The 17,941-nt window shown below is 64.4% G+C and carries 9 protein-coding genes; 8 read left to right on the top strand and 1 reads right to left on the bottom strand.

Annotation, left to right across the window (positions count from 1 at the left end; genetic code table 11):
- Window positions 1-570 precede the first annotated feature (570 nt).
- From rpoB to C3B61_RS00260, 5 genes are all read left to right on the top strand, one after another.
- Complete coding sequence (gene rpoB, locus C3B61_RS00240; protein ID WP_103429995.1) at window positions 571-4,062, top strand: DNA-directed RNA polymerase subunit beta; 3,492 nt, start codon at window positions 571-573, stop codon at window positions 4,060-4,062.
- Window positions 4,063-4,106: 44 nt separating this feature from the next.
- A complete protein-coding gene (locus tag C3B61_RS00245; RefSeq protein ID WP_088457226.1) occupies window positions 4,107-8,003 on the top strand; it encodes a DNA-directed RNA polymerase subunit beta' in 3,897 nt (1,298 codons plus the stop codon).
- 114 nt (window positions 8,004-8,117) lie between these two features.
- Window positions 8,118-8,816 (top strand): hypothetical protein, encoded by a 699-nt coding sequence (locus tag C3B61_RS00250; protein WP_103459134.1) that lies wholly within the window; start codon window positions 8,118-8,120, stop codon window positions 8,814-8,816.
- 242 nt (window positions 8,817-9,058) lie between these two features.
- Entirely contained in the window at window positions 9,059-9,940 is an 882-nt protein-coding gene (locus C3B61_RS00255) for a hypothetical protein (RefSeq protein ID WP_133160200.1), read from the top strand.
- A gap of 217 nt (window positions 9,941-10,157) precedes the next feature.
- The gene (locus C3B61_RS00260; RefSeq protein WP_103459136.1) at window positions 10,158-13,046 is read left to right on the top strand and encodes a putative bifunctional diguanylate cyclase/phosphodiesterase; all 2,889 of its coding nucleotides are present in this window, start codon (window positions 10,158-10,160) and stop codon (window positions 13,044-13,046) included.
- A gap of 205 nt (window positions 13,047-13,251) precedes the next feature.
- On the opposite strand, the gene C3B61_RS00265 is transcribed toward C3B61_RS00260, so the two are convergent.
- Window positions 13,252-14,466 (bottom strand): hypothetical protein, encoded by a 1,215-nt coding sequence (locus C3B61_RS00265; protein ID WP_103459137.1) that lies wholly within the window; start codon window positions 14,464-14,466, stop codon window positions 13,252-13,254.
- 167 nt (window positions 14,467-14,633) lie between these two features.
- Here C3B61_RS00265 and C3B61_RS00270 point away from each other — a divergent pair, with 167 nt between their 5' ends.
- The 3 genes from C3B61_RS00270 to C3B61_RS00280 all read left to right on the top strand — a co-directional run bounded on the left by C3B61_RS00270 (window position 14,634) and on the right by C3B61_RS00280 (window position 17,914).
- Window positions 14,634-15,332, top strand: a complete 699-nt coding sequence (locus tag C3B61_RS00270) for a hypothetical protein (protein ID WP_103459138.1) — start codon at window positions 14,634-14,636, stop codon at window positions 15,330-15,332.
- A gap of 74 nt (window positions 15,333-15,406) precedes the next feature.
- The gene (locus C3B61_RS00275; RefSeq protein ID WP_103459139.1) at window positions 15,407-16,087 is read left to right on the top strand and encodes a hypothetical protein; all 681 of its coding nucleotides are present in this window, start codon (window positions 15,407-15,409) and stop codon (window positions 16,085-16,087) included.
- 159 nt (window positions 16,088-16,246) lie between these two features.
- Window positions 16,247-17,914, top strand: coding sequence for a GspE/PulE family protein (locus C3B61_RS00280; protein WP_103459140.1), 1,668 nt, complete (start codon window positions 16,247-16,249; stop codon window positions 17,912-17,914).
- Window positions 17,915-17,941: the final 27 nt, after the last annotated feature.

Below are 17,941 nucleotides of genomic sequence, written 5' to 3' on the forward strand. Positions count from 1 at the left end.
GGCACTTTGCGGCAAGTCGCGCAGAACCCGCCCGCCGACTTGCGCCGAAAGCACCCTTAGCGGGCGCTGAAGGGGTACTTTGCGGCAAATCGGGGGCCACGATGCGGCCGTCGTTGCGGTGAGGTGCCACTTGACGCCCCTTCAGGGCCCGCCACAGGGCGCCAACTGGCAAGTCGGCGGCCACACCCGGAGCGGATGGCTGCGCCATACAGACGACACGCGCTCGATGGCCGCAGCAGGACGCTGCCGGATGAGGCACAATGGAGCAACTCAACACCCCGCCCGCCGCTCCAGCCGGCCGGTGAAACCGGGTTATACCTGAGAATTTGGCGAAGGTCAACATTCCAGTAGACACGGGCGCAACAACGGCATATAGTTGACCTTTGCGCTCCCAGATTTAACTCTGCCTTCATATTGCGGTCGGCTTTGCGTGCTCAAGCCACCTTGCAGCACATTTCTGAGCCGGATGTCCTCATATCTAAGGATGGACATCCCTGCTCAGGATCTGCGGAGTCCATACCAAATTACTAACAGTGATTAGACCTGACGGGGTCCACGGAGGTTACTTCCTTGGCTGCTGCGCGCAACGCAACCACCAATTCACCCAAGAACGGACGAGCTGCTGGCCGTCTTTCGTTCGCAAAGATTTCTGACAACCTCACGGTTCCCGATCTGCTCGCCTTGCAGACCGAGAGCTTTGACTGGCTCGTCGGAAACGACATCTGGAAAGCTCGCCTCGCCGAGGCCCAGGCTGCCGGTCGTCACGACCTGAACGCTCGCACCGGTCTCGACGAGATCTTCGAGGAGATCTCTCCGATCGAGGACCTCAGCGAGACGATGCAGCTGTCCTTCACCAACCCGGAGCTCGAGCCGGAGAAGTACACCATCGACGAGTGCAAGGAAAAGGGCAAGACCTATTCCGCACCGCTGTATGTGAACGCTGAGTTCATGAACCACCTCACCGGTGAGATCAAGACCCAGACCGTGTTCATGGGCGACTTCCCGCTGATGACCCCCAAGGGCACCTTCGTGATCAACGGCACCGAGCGTGTCGTCGTGTCGCAGCTGGTGCGTTCGCCCGGTGTGTACTTCAACCGCGAACAGGAGAAGACCTCCGACAAGGACATCTACTCCGCCCGCGTCATCCCGAGCCGTGGTGCCTGGCTCGAATTCGAGATCGACAAGCGCGACCAGGTCGGCGTTCGCATCGACCGCAAGCGCAAGCAGTCCGTCACGGTGTTCCTCAAGGCCCTCGGACTCACCTCCGAAGAGATCCTCGAGGAGTTCAAGGGCTTCGCGTCCATCGAGCTCACCCTTGAGAAGGACAACATCCTCACCAAGGAAGAAGCCCTCAAGGACATCTACCGCAAGCTGCGCCCGGGAGAACAGGTCGCCGCCGAGGCCGCGCGTGCGCTGCTGGACAACTTCTTCTTCAACTCCAAGCGCTACGACCTGGCCAAGGTTGGTCGTTACAAGATCAACCGCAAGCTGGGCCTCGAGGCGCCGCTCACCGACTCCGTTCTCACGCTGCAGGACATCCTGGCCACGATCAAGTACCTGGTTGCGCTGCACGACAACCAGACCACGATCCGCGGCACCCGCGACGGCGTCGAGACCGACATCCGCATCGACATCGACGACATCGACCACTTCGGTAACCGTCGTATCCGCGCCGTCGGCGAGCTCATCCAGAACCAGGTCCGCACCGGTCTGTCCCGCATGGAGCGCGTCGTTCGCGAGCGCATGACCACGCAGGACATCGAAGCGATCACCCCGCAGACCCTGATCAACGTGCGCCCCGTCGTCGCCGCGATCAAGGAGTTCTTCGGTACGTCGCAGCTGTCGCAGTTCATGGACCAGAACAACCCGCTCGCCGGACTGACGCACAAGCGTCGCCTGTCCGCGCTGGGCCCGGGTGGTCTGTCCCGTGACCGCGCAGGTGTCGAGGTGCGAGACGTTCACCCGTCGCACTACGGCCGCATGTGCCCGATTGAGACCCCGGAAGGCCCGAACATCGGCCTGATCGGTTCGCTCGCCTCGTTCGCGCGGATCAACGCCTTCGGTTTCATCGAGACCCCGTACCGTCGAGTCATCGATGGTGTCGTCTCCACGACGATCGACTACCTCACCGCAAGTGAGGAAGACGAGTACATCGTCGCGCAGGCCAACGCCCCGCTGACCAAGGCCGCCCGCTTCGCCGAGACCCGTGTTCTCGCGCGTAAGAAGGGTGGAGAGGTTGACCTCTTCCCGGCAGAAGACATCGGCTACATGGATGTCTCGCCGCGCCAGATGGTTTCCGTCGCGACCTCGCTCATCCCCTTCCTCGAGCACGACGATGCTAACCGCGCGCTCATGGGTGCCAACATGCAGCGTCAGGCTGTGCCGCTGCTGCTCAGTGACAGCCCGCTGGTCGGAACCGGTATGGAGGGCTTCGCGGCCATCGACGCCGGCGACGTGCTCACTGCACAGAAGTCCGGTGTGGTCATGGAGGTGTCGGCTGACGTCGTCACCATCCAGCTCGACGAGGGCGGAACGCAGGACTACTACCTGCGCAAGTTCAGCCGCTCCAACCAGGGCACCAGCTACAACCACCGTGTCATCGTCAACGCCGGCGAGCGTATCGAGGCCGGCGAGGTCATCGCCGATGGTCCCGCTACCGACAACGGTGAGCTCGCACTCGGAAAGAACCTCCTCGTGGCATTCATGTCATGGGAGGGTCACAACTTCGAGGACGCCATCATCCTGAGCCAGAACCTGGTGAAGGACGACGTTCTCTCCTCGATTCACATCGAAGAGTACGAAGTGGATGCGCGCGACACCAAGCTGGGCAAGGAAGAGATCACTCGCGACCTGCCCAACGTCTCCCCGGACCTGCTTGCAGACCTGGACGAGCGTGGCATCATCCGCATCGGCGCCGAGGTTCGCCCCGGCGACATCCTCGTGGGCAAGGTCACGCCGAAGGGCGAGACCGAGCTGTCCGCCGAGGAGCGCCTGCTGCGCGCGATCTTCAACGAGAAGAGCCGCGAAGTTCGCGACACTTCCCTGAAGGTTCCCCACGGTGAGCGTGGCACCATCATCGGTGTCAAGGTCTTCGACTCGCAGGATGGCGACGACGAGCTCGGCTCGGGCGTCAACCAGCGTGTTGTCGTCTTCATCGCCCAGAAGCGCAAGATCACCGAGGGTGACAAGCTCGCCGGTCGTCACGGCAACAAGGGTGTCATCTCGAAGATCCTGCCGGTCGAGGACATGCCGTTCCTCGCCGACGGAACCCCGGTTGACATCATCCTGAACCCGCTGGGTATCCCGGGCCGCATGAACTTCGGTCAGGTGCTGGAGACCCACCTCGGGTGGATCGCCAAGCAGGGCTGGCAGGTCGAGGGTAAGCCCAAGTGGGCCGGCCGTCTTCCCGAAGCCGCGCACAGCGCCGCCCCGAACACCAAGGTCGCGACCCCGGTGTTCGACGGCGCGCTCGAGGAAGAAATCGCCGGTCTGCTCGACTCGACGACTCTGACTCGTGACGGGGACCGCCTGATCGACTCGACCGGAAAGACGCAGCTGTTCGATGGCCGCTCCGGCGAGCCGTACCCGATGCCCATCGCGGTCGGATACATGTACATCCTGAAGCTGCACCACCTCGTCGACGACAAGATCCACGCACGTTCGACGGGCCCGTACTCCATGATCACGCAGCAGCCGCTGGGTGGTAAGGCGCAGTTCGGTGGACAGCGTTTCGGTGAGATGGAGGTGTGGGCGCTCGAAGCATATGGAGCCGCTTACGCCCTGCAGGAACTCCTGACCATCAAGTCGGACGACATCCTCGGCCGCGTCAAGGTGTACGAAGCCATCGTCAAGGGCGAGAACATCCAGGAACCCGGTATCCCCGAGAGCTTCAAGGTTCTGATCAAGGAAATGCAGTCGCTGTGCCTGAACGTCGAGGTGCTCTCGGCCGATGGAACCGCAGTCAGCCTGCGCGACACGGATGACGAGGTCTTCCGCGCAGCGGAGGAACTGGGCATCAACATTTCCACCCGGTTTGAGTCGTCGTCAATCGACGACATCTAAACCAGGCCACTGACGAATACTCGAAAACTTTCCAAGGAGAGAAATTGCTCGACGTAACAACATTTGACGAGCTTCGCATTGGCCTGGCCACCGCTGACGACATCCGTCGTTGGTCGCACGGTGAGGTCAAGAAGCCCGAAACCATCAACTACCGCACACTCAAGCCGGAAAAGGACGGTCTCTTCGGAGAGCAGATCTTCGGACCGTCCCGCGACTGGGAGTGCTCGTGCGGCAAGTACAAGCGAGTGCGCTTCAAAGGCATCGTCTGTGAGCGCTGTGGCGTAGAGGTCACGAAGTCGTCGGTGCGCCGTGAGCGCATGGGCCACATCGAACTCGCCGCCCCGGTCACCCACATCTGGTACTTCAAGGGTGTTCCCTCGCGTCTCGGTTACCTGCTGGACATGGCTCCGAAGGACCTCGAAAAGGTCATCTACTTCGCTGCCTACATGGTCATCGAGGTTGACGAAGACGGTCGCCACCAGGACATGCCTGGGCTGGAGAACGAACTGCGTCTCGAGATCAAGACCCTCGAAGGCAGCCGCGACTCCCGCATCGCCGACCGCCTGCAGCGCCTCGAAACCGACCTCGCAGCACTGGAGGCCGAAGGCGCTAAGAGCGACCAGAAGAAGCGCACCAAGGACGCCGCCGAGAAGGAGATGTCGCAGGTCCGCAAGGCCCTCGACGAGCAGATCGCTCACCTCGAGCGTGTCTGGGAAGACTTCCGCACCCTCAAGGTCGGCGACCTGAAGCCGGAAGACTCCGTCTTCCACGAGCTCCAGGACCGCTTCGGCATGTACTTCGAGGCCTTCATGGGCGCCGAGGCCATCAAGAAGCGCCTTGAGGCCTTCGACCTGGTCACCGAGAGCGAAAACCTGCACCTGCAGATCGCCGAGGGCAAGGGTCAGAAGAAGATCCGCGCCATCAAGCGTCTGCGTGTCGTCAACGCCTTCATCATGACCGGCAACTCGCCGGCCGCGATGGTGCTCGACGTCGTGCCGGTCATCCCGCCGGAACTGCGCCCGATGGTGCAGCTCGACGGTGGCCGTTTCGCGACCTCCGACCTCAACGACCTCTACCGTCGTGTGATCAACCGCAACAACCGTCTGCGTCGTCTGCTTGACCTCGGTGCCCCCGAGATCATCGTGAACAACGAGAAGCGGATGCTGCAGGAGGCCGTTGACGCGCTCTTCGACAACGGTCGTCGTGGCCGTCCCGTCACGGGTACCGGTAACCGCGCCCTCAAGTCTCTGAGCGACATGCTCAAGGGTAAGCAGGGTCGGTTCCGTCAGAACCTGCTCGGTAAGCGCGTTGACTACTCTGGCCGTTCGGTCATCATTGTCGGCCCGCAGCTGAAGCTGCACCAGTGTGGTCTGCCCAAGCAGATGGCTCTGGAGCTCTTCAAGCCGTTCGTGATCAAGCGCCTGATCGACCTGAGCCACGCTCAGAACATCAAGGCCGCCAAGCGCATGGTCGAGCGCAGCCGCCCCCAGGTTTGGGACGTGCTCGAGGAGATCATCCGTGAGCGCCCGGTTCTGCTGAACCGTGCACCCACGCTGCACCGCCTCGGTATCCAGGCCTTCGAACCTCAGCTCGTGGAGGGTAAGGCCATCCAGCTGCACCCCCTCGTCTGTGCGGCGTTCAACGCCGACTTCGACGGTGACCAGATGGCTGTGCACCTGCCGCTGTCCATGGAGGCCCAGGCCGAAGCGCGCATCCTGATGCTCGCCTCGAACAACATCCTGAAGCCGTCTGACGGTCGCCCGGTGACCCTGCCCACCCAGGACATGATCATCGGTCTGCACCACCTGACCACGCTCAAGGACGGCGTCACCGGCGAAGGCCGCGCGTTCACCTCTGTCTCGGAGGCCATCCTGGCCCACGACCAGAAGTCGCTCGACCTGAACGCCAAGGTGCGCATCCGCATCAGCGACCTGTACTTCACCGAGGGCACTCAGCCCGATGGTGTTGAGCTGGTCGATGGTCAGGCCGTCGGAACCGTACTGGTGAACACCACGCTGGGCCGCGCCATCTTCAACGAGGCGCTGCCGGCTGACTACCCGTACTTCGAGAAGGTTGCCGACAAGGGCACCCTCTCGGCCATCGTGAATGACCTGGCGGAGCGGTACCCGAAGGTGGAAGTAGCGGCAACGCTGGACCGCATCAAGGACGCCGGCTTCTACTGGGCCACCCGCTCCGGTGTGACCGTCGCGCTCAGTGACATCCTGACGCCTCCGAACAAGAAGGAGATCGTCGGTACCTACGAGAAGATGGCCGCGAAGGTTCAGTCGCAGTTCGAGAAGGGTCTCACGACCGACCTCGAGCGTCGTCAGGAGCTCATCCAGATCTGGACCAAGGCGACCGAAGACGTCGCCGCGGCCATGCAGGCGAACTTCCCGGCCGACAACACGATCAACCGGATGGTTACCTCTGGTGCTCGTGGTAACTGGCTGCAGGTGCGAAACATCGCCGGTATGCGTGGTCTGGTTAACAACCCGAAGGGTGAGATCATCCCTCGCCCGATTATCTCGAGCTACCGCGAAGGCCTGTCCGTCGCCGAGTACTTCATTGCTACTCACGGTGCTCGTAAGGGTCTGGCCGACACCGCTCTGCGTACCGCAGACTCCGGGTACCTCACGCGTCGTCTCGTCGACGTCTCGCAGGATGTCATCATCCGCGAAGACGACTGCGGTACGACCAAGGGTCTGGAACTGCCGATCGCCACGGTCGACGCCGCCGGCGCTCTCTCACGTCACCCCAACGTGGAGAACGCGGTCTACGCCCGCAGCCTGGCCGCCCCCGCGGTCAACGCCAAGGGTGAGGTCGTTGCTGACGCCGGAGACGACGTCGGTGACGTGATGATCGAGAAGCTGGTTGCCGCCGGCGTCGAGAACATCAAGGTGCGCTCGGTGCTGACCTGCGAGTCTGCTGTCGGTGTGTGTGCGGTCTGCTACGGCCGTTCGCTCGCTACCGGCCTGCTCGTGGACATCGGAGAGGCCGTCGGCATCATCGCCGCACAGTCGATCGGTGAGCCCGGCACGCAGCTGACCATGCGTACCTTCCACACCGGTGGTTCCGCATCCGCAGACGACATCACCCAGGGTCTGCCCCGGGTGCAGGAGCTCTTCGAGGCGCGTACCCCCAAGGGTGCATCGCCGATCGTCGACGTTGCTGGCCGCATCACCATCGAGGACACGGATCGTAGCCGCAAGGTGATCCTGACCCCCGACAACGGTGACGAAGCAATCGCCTACCCGGTGCTCAAGCGCGCGACCCTCCTCGTTGAGGATGGCCAGCACGTGGAGCTCGGCACGCAGATCATCATCGGCGCCGTCGACCCGAAGGAAGTTCTTCGCGTCAAGGGTGTCCGTGCGGTGCAGAAGCACCTCGTTGGTGGCGTGCAGGATGTCTACCGTTCGCAGGGCGTGCCGATTCACGACAAGCACATCGAGGTCATCGTTCGTCAGATGCTTCGCAAGGTGACTGTCGTGGAGCACGGCGACACCGGCCTGCTTCCGGGCGAGCTCGTTGACCGGTTGAAGTACAACGAACTCAACCGCACCGCACTCACCGAGGGCAAGAAGACGGCTTCGGCTCGTCAGGAAGTCATGGGTATCACCAAGGCTTCGCTGGCAACCGAGTCGTGGCTGTCGGCCGCTTCCTTCCAGGAGACCACCCGGGTTCTGACCCAGGCGGCCATGGAAGGCAAGAGCGACCCGCTGATGGGCCTGAAGGAGAACGTGATCATCGGTAAGTTGATCCCGGCCGGCACCGGTCTTCCCCGTTACCGCGACGTCAACGTCGAGGCAACGGATGAAGCCAAGGCTGAGCGTTACCCGAACCGCATCTTCACCGATGATGCAGCGTTCACCGAGGGTGACCTGAGCTTCGTCGACTTCGACAGCTTCTCGTCGGACGACTTCACCCCCGGTACGTACAACTAACCGAGTGTGATTTCCGAGAATGGCCCCCTGCTTCGGCAGGGGGCCATTCCCCGTTAACGGTGACGCCGCTGGGCGGCCGGACTATGCTGGGCGGAAACCGCGAGGAAGTCACTCATGGGCGCTGCGCATTCATCGGCACCCTCTCCGGCGAATCGCCGGCTGTGGGTGATCATCGGGGTGTTCGCTGTATTGCTCGCGGCCGCGGCGATCCTCGCCGGTCTGTTCTGGCCGCGTGGCGAGGTCACCCCGGCCGCTACAGAGGCGGCCCGGCCCACGCCGTCAGCAACCGTGGCGCCGGCCACACCCACTCCGACCCCCACCCCGGGCAGCTCGGCCGCCCAGGGCACGCCTCGGCCGGAATCCTGCGACGACCTGTACAGCCCCGAGATGGTCGCCGCATTCGGCAGCATGGTGCTCAACCCGGCCTGGCTGAACGACCCCGAGCTGGAAATGCGGATCGGCGAGGACGACCCCGTGCAGCAGCAGGTCATCGAGGCGAATGACTCCCTCCTCTGCCAGTGGGGCATGCCAGAGGGGCCGTCCGGCGCCGGGGTCTCCACCGCAGTGGTGTGGGTGGATGCCGAGGACAGCGCCACCATCCAGGCCCTTCTGGCCGACCGCGGCTACAGTTGCTTCGAACAGCAGGGTGGGCTGCGGTGCACCACGGAGGGGTCCAACGACGAGGGCTACTTCGGTGAGTCGCACTTCCTGCGCGACGGCATCTGGGTGGCCACGGAGTACTCCAACGCTGGCCCAGAGGGCTACACGCTCGACATTGTGAACAACCTCTGGCCCATGGCGCCGGGGGACTGACCCGTTTGTGGCTTCGTGGTCGGTCGGGCCCCTCGTCGGCCGGGACCGTCTCGGCGGTCGAGCTTGTCGCTATCCTCCGCACCTCCGCTGAGACCGCGCACCCCCATTCCGGGCAAAAGGCGCCCACCACCAGCATGATTCCACCGTTGATACCAATCCTGTCCGCTACCTTTAGCCTCAACGCGGCCGGGGCGGGCGACGCTAATCCCACAGCGGGTCTGGCCCCGCGCCACCACACGGCGATGGCCGCGATCCAGGGGGACACCACGGATGAACATCGAAAAACGGGCTCCCGCAGCCCCGCTGGCGGCAGCTTCAACGCTCCATTCCTTCGCCGACTGGCTGCAGCAAGAAGCCGGACAATCATCGTGAGTCCCCGGGCCCGGGTGCGCCCCGGCGGCGGTTTCACTCAAATCGGCAACGACCCAGATAAGCGCGACGCCACGCTGATTGACACATCCGCTGGCGGAGGATTGATCACGCTTCGTCCGAAGCAGGCACGCACCTGGGCCGGCGTCGGCCTAACCGTGGTTGGGGCCGTGCCGGCCGTGGTTCTTCTCGTCCACCCGCCAGAGAACCCTTTCAGCTGGCTCGGACTGTTCTTCCTTGTTCCGGGACTCATCCTCACCGGCTACGCCCGGACGCGCAGTCGCTCCCTGACCATCGCGCCGGACCGCTACCTCGAGTATCGGGACCTGTTCGGTCGGCGGCGCCGCATCGAGCCCACGAACACCACCGAGATCATCTGGTACTGGGATGTCACGGGGTCGGGCGGCAGACCGTATCGGCCACTCCGAACGCCGATCGGTGTCGTCGATGAAAAGTGGGCGGTGTTGCGGAACGGCGACACAACGGTGCTGCGGCTGAGCATGTGGGTGTGGACGATGACCGACCTGCTCACGATCGCCGAGGCAATGCCCGCGACGCTGCGCGTCCCGGAGGGGGAGCTCAGCCCTTGGGCGCTCGCGAAACGCGAGCCGGACTATTTCACCTGGCTCGAGCTTCACCCGCTGACCAACCTGATGGTCTTCTATCTCGCGCTGTTTGGCGTGGTCGGTTCCGTGATGGCGGGCCTGTTGGCGGTCATCTTCGTGTTCGGTCCCGGCGGTGGCGGCGCGGGGTAACGCCGCCATGCGGCCCCGCGGCACTCGCTGATCGAGCTTGTCGAGACCCCCCCCCGCGTTGATCGAGCCTGTCGAGATCCCGTGACCCCGCCTCGCAACACAGGCATGGTCACCGGGTTTCGACAAGCTCACCCAACGGCGTGGGGTCCGAGGAACGGCAGCCCGGTAGAATCATCATGACGAGTGGCGCTCCTGCCAACGGGAGCAGAGGCACATCATGCGGTTGGCCAGTCTCACCGGAGCGGCCGTCGCCGGAGCGGTTGGTGTGCTCCTCCTGATCGGATGGTACGTCGGGCTGGGCGCTATACCCGGGGCCATCACCGGCCTGTGGACGATCAAGCCGATGACCGCCGTGGGCTTTATTCTCGTCTCTGTTGCCGTGGCAATGCTGGACCGGCGCCGAGTCACTCTGGGTCTGGGTCTCGCTGTTGCCATGATCGGTGCGCTCACCCTGGCCGAGTACGTCTTCGGGATATCACTCGGCATTGACGAGCTTGCGGGTATCGACTTCGACGGGCAGACCGCGCGCATGGCGCCGGCCACGGCGGTGTCGCTGCTGCTGCTCGGGGCATCCGTCGTCGCCAGCCGGCTCGCCCGCGCGAGCGTGATGCTCGGACTGGCCTTCGGGACGCTCATAATCAGCCTGATCGCGATTCTCGGCTACGCCTACGGGGTCTCCTCCCTCTACAGTGTCGGCGGGTTCGCGAGCATGGCGCTGCCCTCGGCGCTTGGACTGGCCGTTTTGTCGCTGTCGATCCTGCTGCAGCGTCCCGCCAACGGTCTGATCGCGCTGTTGGGCGACCCGGGCAGCGCGGGGCATCTGCTCCGCCCGGTCATTCCTGTCTTGTTCCTCGGCCCGTTCGTCCTGGGGCTGGCCGACCTGGCGGGCCGCCGCCTGGGCTGGTATGACACGGTGTTCGGCGTCGCCATCCTGATCGCGGTCATGACAGTTCTCGGCACCGGGCTCGCCTGGATCGCGGCGCGCCGGCTGCGCACCCTCGATCGCCAGCGGGACGCGGCCATGCAGGCCCTCGCCGAGGCCAACCACACCCTTGAGGAGACGGTCGACGCTCGCACCCGGCAGCTGGCGGAGACGGCGGACACGCTCCACACGCTGATCAAGATCGCACCGGTTGGCATCGTGCAACTGGATGCTGCCGGCGGAATCATTTCGGCCAACGACCAGTGGCTCGAGCTGAGCGGGCTCACGAAGCGCCAGTCGCGGCGCGACGGCTGGGTCGCGGCCATGCACCCCGACGACGCCGACCGAGTGCGTCAGGAATGGCAACAGTACGTCGACGCCGGGGAGGCGTACGAGACGACCATGCGATTCCGCACTCCCTCCGGGCAGGTCAACTGGGTGCAGGTGAGCACCGCCCCGATGACGGATGCGAACGATGTGTTCGGGCACCTTGCCAGCGTGACCGACGTGACCGCGTTGCGCGCTGCCGAACACGCGGCATCGGCGGCGAGTGCCCGCTTCGAGGCCGCCTTCGCCTCGTCGCCGCTCGGAACAGCCATCGTGTCGCTGGACGGAATAGTCGTCGAGGCGAACAAACGGCTCTTCGACCTGGCCGGATCATTGATCCCGGTGGTGAATCAGCCCATCGAGTCGATGTTCAGTCCGGCGAATGCCGGGGACGGCGCAGCATCCGCGACGGTCGGCGTCGACGGCCCGACGGGCCGCCGCATGGATCGTCGGATGCGACGCGACGACGGTGAGGAAACCTGGGTCAAGGTCAGCATCGCCGAGATCAACGAGGGTGAGCAGGCCGGCGGGTTCCTGTACCAACTCGAGGACATCACCGCCCGGCGCCTGGCCGAAGCCCGGGTCGAGCACCTCGCTTTCCACGATCCGCTGACGAACCTGCCCAATCGCCTGCTGCTCCTCGACCGGCTGAACCAGGCTCTCCTCCAGGCGTCGCGTCGCGGTTCCGGCGTCGCCGTGTTGTTCATCGACCTCGACCGATTCAAGTTCGTCAACGACAGCCTCGGCCATCACGCCGGCGACGCCGTCCTGATGCAGGTTGGGCTCCGGCTGCGCCAGCACGCCAGGGCGACCGACACGGTGTCCCGCATCGGCGGGGACGAATTCGTGGTCATCTGCCCGGATGTCGGCCGCAGCGGGGATGTCAACAAGATCGCCGAGGCGTTCCAGAAGGCCATCTCAGCGCCGATCCAGTTCGGTGACCAGATCGCATCCGTGGACGCCAGTATCGGCATAGCATTCGGGCTCGGTCATGACGACGCCGAGTCATTGCTGCGCAACGCTGATCAGGCGATGTATCTGGCCAAGGGACGGGGCCGCGCCCGATACGAAGTCTTCGACGACGACCTGCGCTACCGCATTCACCAGCGGCTCGACACCGAGCTGGCTCTGCGCGACGCCGTCGCTCAGGGCGAGATCGAGACGTGGTACCAGCCCATCGTGGACCTGCAGGAAAACCGAGTCGTGGCGACCGAGGCCCTCGCGCGCTGGCGGCGGCCCGAGCGTGGGCTGATCTCCCCGGCTGAGTTCATCGCGATTGCCGAAGAGGTCGGCCTGATCAAGGGCATCGGTGCCACGGTGCTGAGCCAGGCCTGCCACGCGGCGACCGCCCTGGAGCGCAACGTGGCCGTCAGCGTGAATGTGTCGGCCCGGCAGTTCGTGCAGGACGACTTCGGTGCGGTCGTCAAGCGCGCGCTCAGGGAGTCGGGTCTGGCCCCTGACCAGCTCTGGCTGGAGCTCACCGAGAGCGCCGTGCTCGAGGCGATCGACTCCGCCGCCCGAACCTTCCAGGAGCTGCGCGCCATCGGAGTGCGGCTCGCCATCGATGACTTCGGCACCGGCTACTCGTCGTTCACACATCTGCGCGAGTTCACTGTGGACCTGTTGAAGATCGACCTGTCGTTCATCCGCGACCTCGAACGGTCCGAACACGATCGAGCGATAGTGGAAGGAATCCTCCGTTTGGCGGACTCCCTCAATCTGGATGTGGTGGCCGAGGGCATCGAGACCACCAACCAGCGAGACCTGCTGCAGGCGATGGGCTGCCGCTACGGCCAGGGTTACCTCTTCTCGAAGCCGACTCCTAGCGCTTCCCCCGCGGTCGTCTTCGCCACCTGACGCGCTCGTCCTTAGGCTCGTCGCCGACAAGCGCCACCAGTGGATGCGAGGAGCCACCGTGTGACAGACAGTGCGGACTAGGTCGCGCAACAAGGAGTCATGAACACACGGTGGCTCGCGACCCATGATGCCCCGCATCCGGCCCGGAGGCAAACGGCTACTTAGGCCGGGCGAAATTCACTACGGAAGCGACAGCATGTGCAGGTCAGCCTTCTTCCAGAAGTGCTTCCCTGTGGCGGCCGAACCACATTGAGCGAAGGATCAGCACCTCCCAGGGGATGGTGATCGTCCCGACCAGCCAGGCCTCGTTGAGTCGATGTGATGAGTAGTCCGAGCGACTCTGGATATCTCGCACTACTGCGCTGGGCACACCCTGAGCCCGGAGCGAATCAGCTTGAGCCTCGCTCCACGACTTGATCGGCAGAGCTGAGTAGCTGAAAACGAGGCCGTCTATCGTCAGCTCGAATTCAAGGCTCGCCCACAGCAACCCACTTGAGGCGCCAGGCCCATCGGTGGACCAGCTATCCCAGTGAATGGAGCCGGGGTCGTTGCTCGTCAACGTCAGGCCGAAATTCCGCGTCGACCTCATGTTCGCACCGACCATGTCGAGATCGATTCCGTTGAACATGATGCGGGGGAATCTATTCGATGGCGTCATCAGACCGCACTCGTATCGATGCTCGACGCTCGGGGTGTCAATGTACAAGGAACTTTGCACATCCGTATGGGCGCTGTTGTAGATGCTGACCCATTTGTTGTCGGCGGTGATGCCCCAAAACGCTCCGTTGAATCCCAGAGGCGCCGCATCCAGGCGCATGGCGTCAAGAGACGTCCGTACGACGCGAGACGGTAGTGGCTCGCGCTTTTCGGAGAGGGCGTTCGAGATACCGCCGAAGCGCACGACAGCTGTCATCGCATCCAGCCAGAACTCGACACTCACTCTAGAGGTCGGGTCGGCATCTGCAGGCCATGGGTCATCAACCGGTCTGTGTACTGGAACCGGCAACACCGAGCGCAACGCCGCCGAGAGCTTCACCCTGAACCCAGTGTCGGCATAGGACACTGACCCACGCCAGTCGGACAGACCCTGACGGAACGCCTCATGTCCTGAATCGGCGTACATCATGCCCTCTTCGTCGAGCGCAAAAGTGAAGGGACTCAAGCGCGGAGTCGCTCGGATTGCCCGTGCCAGAATGCGCGCGAGGTCATCCGGTATTTGCACGCGAACTCTGACGGGTTCTGCCGTGAGGTAGCCGGTAATGGGATCCCGATGAGCCCGGCACGCTGAAAACTCGACGATACGAGACCCACGGAATCTAACGCGAACCATTCCGGCCTTGGGGCTGGTGAAGACCCCTGTGGGGTCGGGCGGGTAGGCGATCAGCCCGTCGCCGAACACGTTTCCCTCGTTGTCAATCATCGCATCGCGTAAATGCACGGTACCCCCCAAAAAAAGACGACTGGCTGTCGACGTATGGCTAGACCCTACCCAGCGCACAGGGATCGTATTCACGAACAACGCCCACATCCGGGGCAACCCACCGCGGCCAGCTAGGCTGGGAGAAAATCTCGAAGGGGGTCACCGCCATGGGCGCTGCAACGTTGCCGACTGGTTCACCGTCCCGGCGCCCGCTGTGGTTCGCCCTCGGCGCGGTGGGCGTGTTGCTGGTCGTGGCGCTGATCGTGGTGCTCGTCGTCTGGCGCGGGGGAGCGGGCACTCCCTCCGGCTCCGACGACTCCCTGCCGGGCACGCGCCCCACACCCACCGCAACCGCCGAGCCGCATGCCGTCGCCAGCGCCGCGCCCGCAGTGGCCGCCGGGCCGCGCCCCACCAGCTGCGAGGCGATCTACAGTCCCACCATGCTGGCCACCCTCAACGAGACTGGCAGCCTCAACCCCGAGTGGGCCGAGGAAGACGTCAACTCCGGCGTGCTGTTCGGCACCGATGACGAACAACTCATCGTCGTCATCGAGGGCGCAGAGCACCTCACCTGCGTATGGGGCAACCCAGACGGCGGCTCGGGCAGCGGCCTCACCTCCAACGTGGTCTTCGTCACGGCCGAGCAGTCCGAAGCGGTGCACCAGCGGCTGCTCGGCGACGGCCTGAACTGCTATGAAGAGCTCGGCGGCATCCGCTGCGTCGCCGAATCGACCGAGGGTGCCGAGGGCATCGCGGGCCAGTCGCACTTTCTGCGCGACGGCATCTGGCTGGCTACCCGCTACGTGAACGCGGGCCCGGATGGCTACACCCACGACATGGTCGCCACCGTCTGGGCCGGCGCCTAACCAGCACCTCCCTCGCCCGGTCGGGCTATGCTGTGCGCAAAATCCTCCGGGAGGATTGCGCTCAGGGAGGCGGAATGCCCGTTCATGGAACACCGACGATCACGGCCGGCGCACAGTGGGTGCTGCTGATCCTGGGCGGTATCGTGACCGTGTTCGTCGTGCTGGCCGCGGTGTGGGTGGTATTTTCACCCCGGCCCGTGCCCACCCCCGCAGCGGACCCCGACGCCCGGCCCGTGCCAGCAGCGCCGGCGGCGGCTGCCGCGGTCAGCGCCCCCACCGCCGTGCTCGAACCTGGCACTCCCAAGCCGGCCGCCTGCGAGCAGATCTACAGCCCAACGATGGTCGGTGCGTTCGGCGACCTGGTACTCAACCCGGCCTGGACCACCCAGCCCGGCGCCGATGTGCGCGACGGCGCCGACGACCCCGAGCTGCGCGCGATCATCAACGGAAGCGAGCACCTCAGCTGCCGGTGGGTCAGCCCCGCCGGGGCGTCCGACAGTGGCGTGTCCACCAGCGTGGTGTGGGTCACCGCCGAGCAGACCGCAGGCGTCGAGGGCCGCCTCCGCGCGCTGGGCATGGAGTGTTACGAGGAGCTGGACGGGCTGCGCTGCATCACCGAAACCACCACCGACGTCGGCCGCTACGGCCAGTCACACTTCCTGCGCGGCGGCATCTGGCTGGCAACCCTCTGGGTGAATGCCGGCCCAGATGGCTACACCCACGACATGGTCAACACGATCTGGGCCGGTGCCTGACCACGGCGCCGACGCGCCCACCCCCGATTAAGGGACTGGTGACACCGAAACGCCCGGAGATACCGTAATCTGTCACACAGGACGCCTCGGGCGCCGTCTTTCGCGCAGAATTTGTTCTCCCCGAGTTCCACCGCACAGCCACGATCCGGGGAGGGTCGAATGCCTACCCTGACCGAAATCCTGATTCTTCACGGCTCGTTGCCGATCGAATACCTCGACACGGTGATGAGTAACGATCCGGCCGACGAAGGTGCCGCCCGGGCCCTGGTGGAAAGCGGTGTTATCACGTCGCTGCAACTTGCCAAGGCCCGGGCCGCGCAGGCCAAACTGCCCTTTGTGGACCTGCTCGACTATCCGGTCGACCGCGCCGCCGTAGCCCTGGTTTCAGCCGCCGTTTGCAAACGCCACGAGGTGCTTCCGATCGCGGTCAGCATGAACCGCCTCGTGCTCGCGATGGTCAACCCCGGCAACGTCTTCGCACTCGATGACGTGATCGAGGCGGCGCGTATGCGCGTCAATCCGGTCGTCGTGGAGCGCGCCGACCTCTTGGCCGCCATCGAGCGCTACCACCGCGCCGACGACGAGCTGAGCAACCTCACCACTACCCTGCAGGAGGAACACGCCCCGGAGGAAAGCGCATTCGGAGTTTCGGACTCACTCGACGACGACGCTCCGATCGTGCGATTCGTGAACCTCCTGGTCAGCCAGGCCATTCAGGACAAGGCCTCCGACATCCACATCGAACCGGGCGAACACAGCCTGGGTGTGCGGTACCGCATCGACGGGGTGCTGCACGATATGCAGCGGGCGCCCAAGAGCATTCAAAACGGTGTCATCTCCCGGCTGAAGATTATGGCCGACATCGACATCGCCGAGCGACGCAAACCGCAGGACGGCCGCATGTCGGTCAGCCACGGCGGCCGGCATATCGACCTGCGGGTGGCCACGCTGCCCACTGTGTGGGGCGAAAAGGTCGTCATGCGAATCCTCGACAACTCCAGCACGTCGATGAGCCTGCAAGACCTCAACCTGCTGCCGGGCAACTTTGAGGCCTACCGAAGGTCCTATTCCAAGCCGTACGGCATGATCCTGGTCACTGGCCCCACAGGCTCGGGCAAGAGCACCACCCTGTACACGACCCTGCACACGGTGGCGCGGCCCGAGATCAACGTGATCACCGTCGAAGACCCGGTGGAATACCGGATGGCCGGCATCAACCAGGTTCAGGTGAACCCCAAGGCGGGACTCACCTTCGCCAGCGCGCTGCGCTCGATCCTGCGGTCCGACCCGGACGTGGTGCTGATCGGTGAGATCCGCGACCATGAGACCGCCCAGATCGCCATCGAAGCGTCCCTCACCGGTCACCTGGTGCTCTCCACCCTGCACACCAATGACGCGCCCAGCGCGGTCACCCGGCTCACCGAGATGGGTATCGAGCCGTTCCTCGTGGGCTCCGCCCTGGATTGTGTGGTCGCTCAGCGGCTCGCCCGGCGGCTCTGCGACCGCTGCAAAGCCCCGGATTCGCGCGATCCTGGCGAGCTGATGCACCTGCGTTTCAGTACCCCGCAAGACACCGAGGCGCCGGTACTGTTCAAACCGGTCGGCTGCCCGAGTTGCTCCAAGACCGGGTACCGCGGCAGGATCGCCGTGCACGAGGTGATGACTGTCTCCGAGGAGATCGAGCGGCTTACGGTGGCGCACGCCTCCAGCGCCGACATCGCCCAGGCCGCCCGCGATCAGGGCATGATCACCCTCCGCGAAGACGGCTGGACCAAAGTTCGGATGGGTTTGACCTCCATCGAAGAAGTTCTGCGAGTGGTCGCCTAGTGCCGAACGAGTGGATGCGTAGTGCCG

Source organism: Cryobacterium zongtaii (genome assembly GCF_002909375.1).
Lineage (GTDB): Bacteria > Actinomycetota > Actinomycetes > Actinomycetales > Microbacteriaceae > Cryobacterium > Cryobacterium zongtaii.

What these genes read in the sequence shown, in the direction of transcription:
- C3B61_RS00250 (WP_103459134.1), top strand. Translation starts at nt 8,118, where the DNA reads ATGGGCGCTGCGCATTCATCGGCACCCTCTCCGGCGAATCGCCGGCTG.
- C3B61_RS00255 (WP_133160200.1), top strand. Translation starts at nt 9,059, where the DNA reads ATGGCCGCGATCCAGGGGGACACCACGGATGAACATCGAAAAACGGGC.
- C3B61_RS00260 (WP_103459136.1), top strand. Translation starts at nt 10,158, where the DNA reads ATGCGGTTGGCCAGTCTCACCGGAGCGGCCGTCGCCGGAGCGGTTGGT.
- C3B61_RS00265 (WP_103459137.1), bottom strand. Translation starts at nt 14,466, where the DNA reads ATGATTGACAACGAGGGAAACGTGTTCGGCGACGGGCTGATCGCCTAC.
- C3B61_RS00270 (WP_103459138.1), top strand. Translation starts at nt 14,634, where the DNA reads ATGGGCGCTGCAACGTTGCCGACTGGTTCACCGTCCCGGCGCCCGCTG.
- C3B61_RS00275 (WP_103459139.1), top strand. Translation starts at nt 15,407, where the DNA reads ATGCCCGTTCATGGAACACCGACGATCACGGCCGGCGCACAGTGGGTG.
- C3B61_RS00280 (WP_103459140.1), top strand. Translation starts at nt 16,247, where the DNA reads ATGCCTACCCTGACCGAAATCCTGATTCTTCACGGCTCGTTGCCGATC.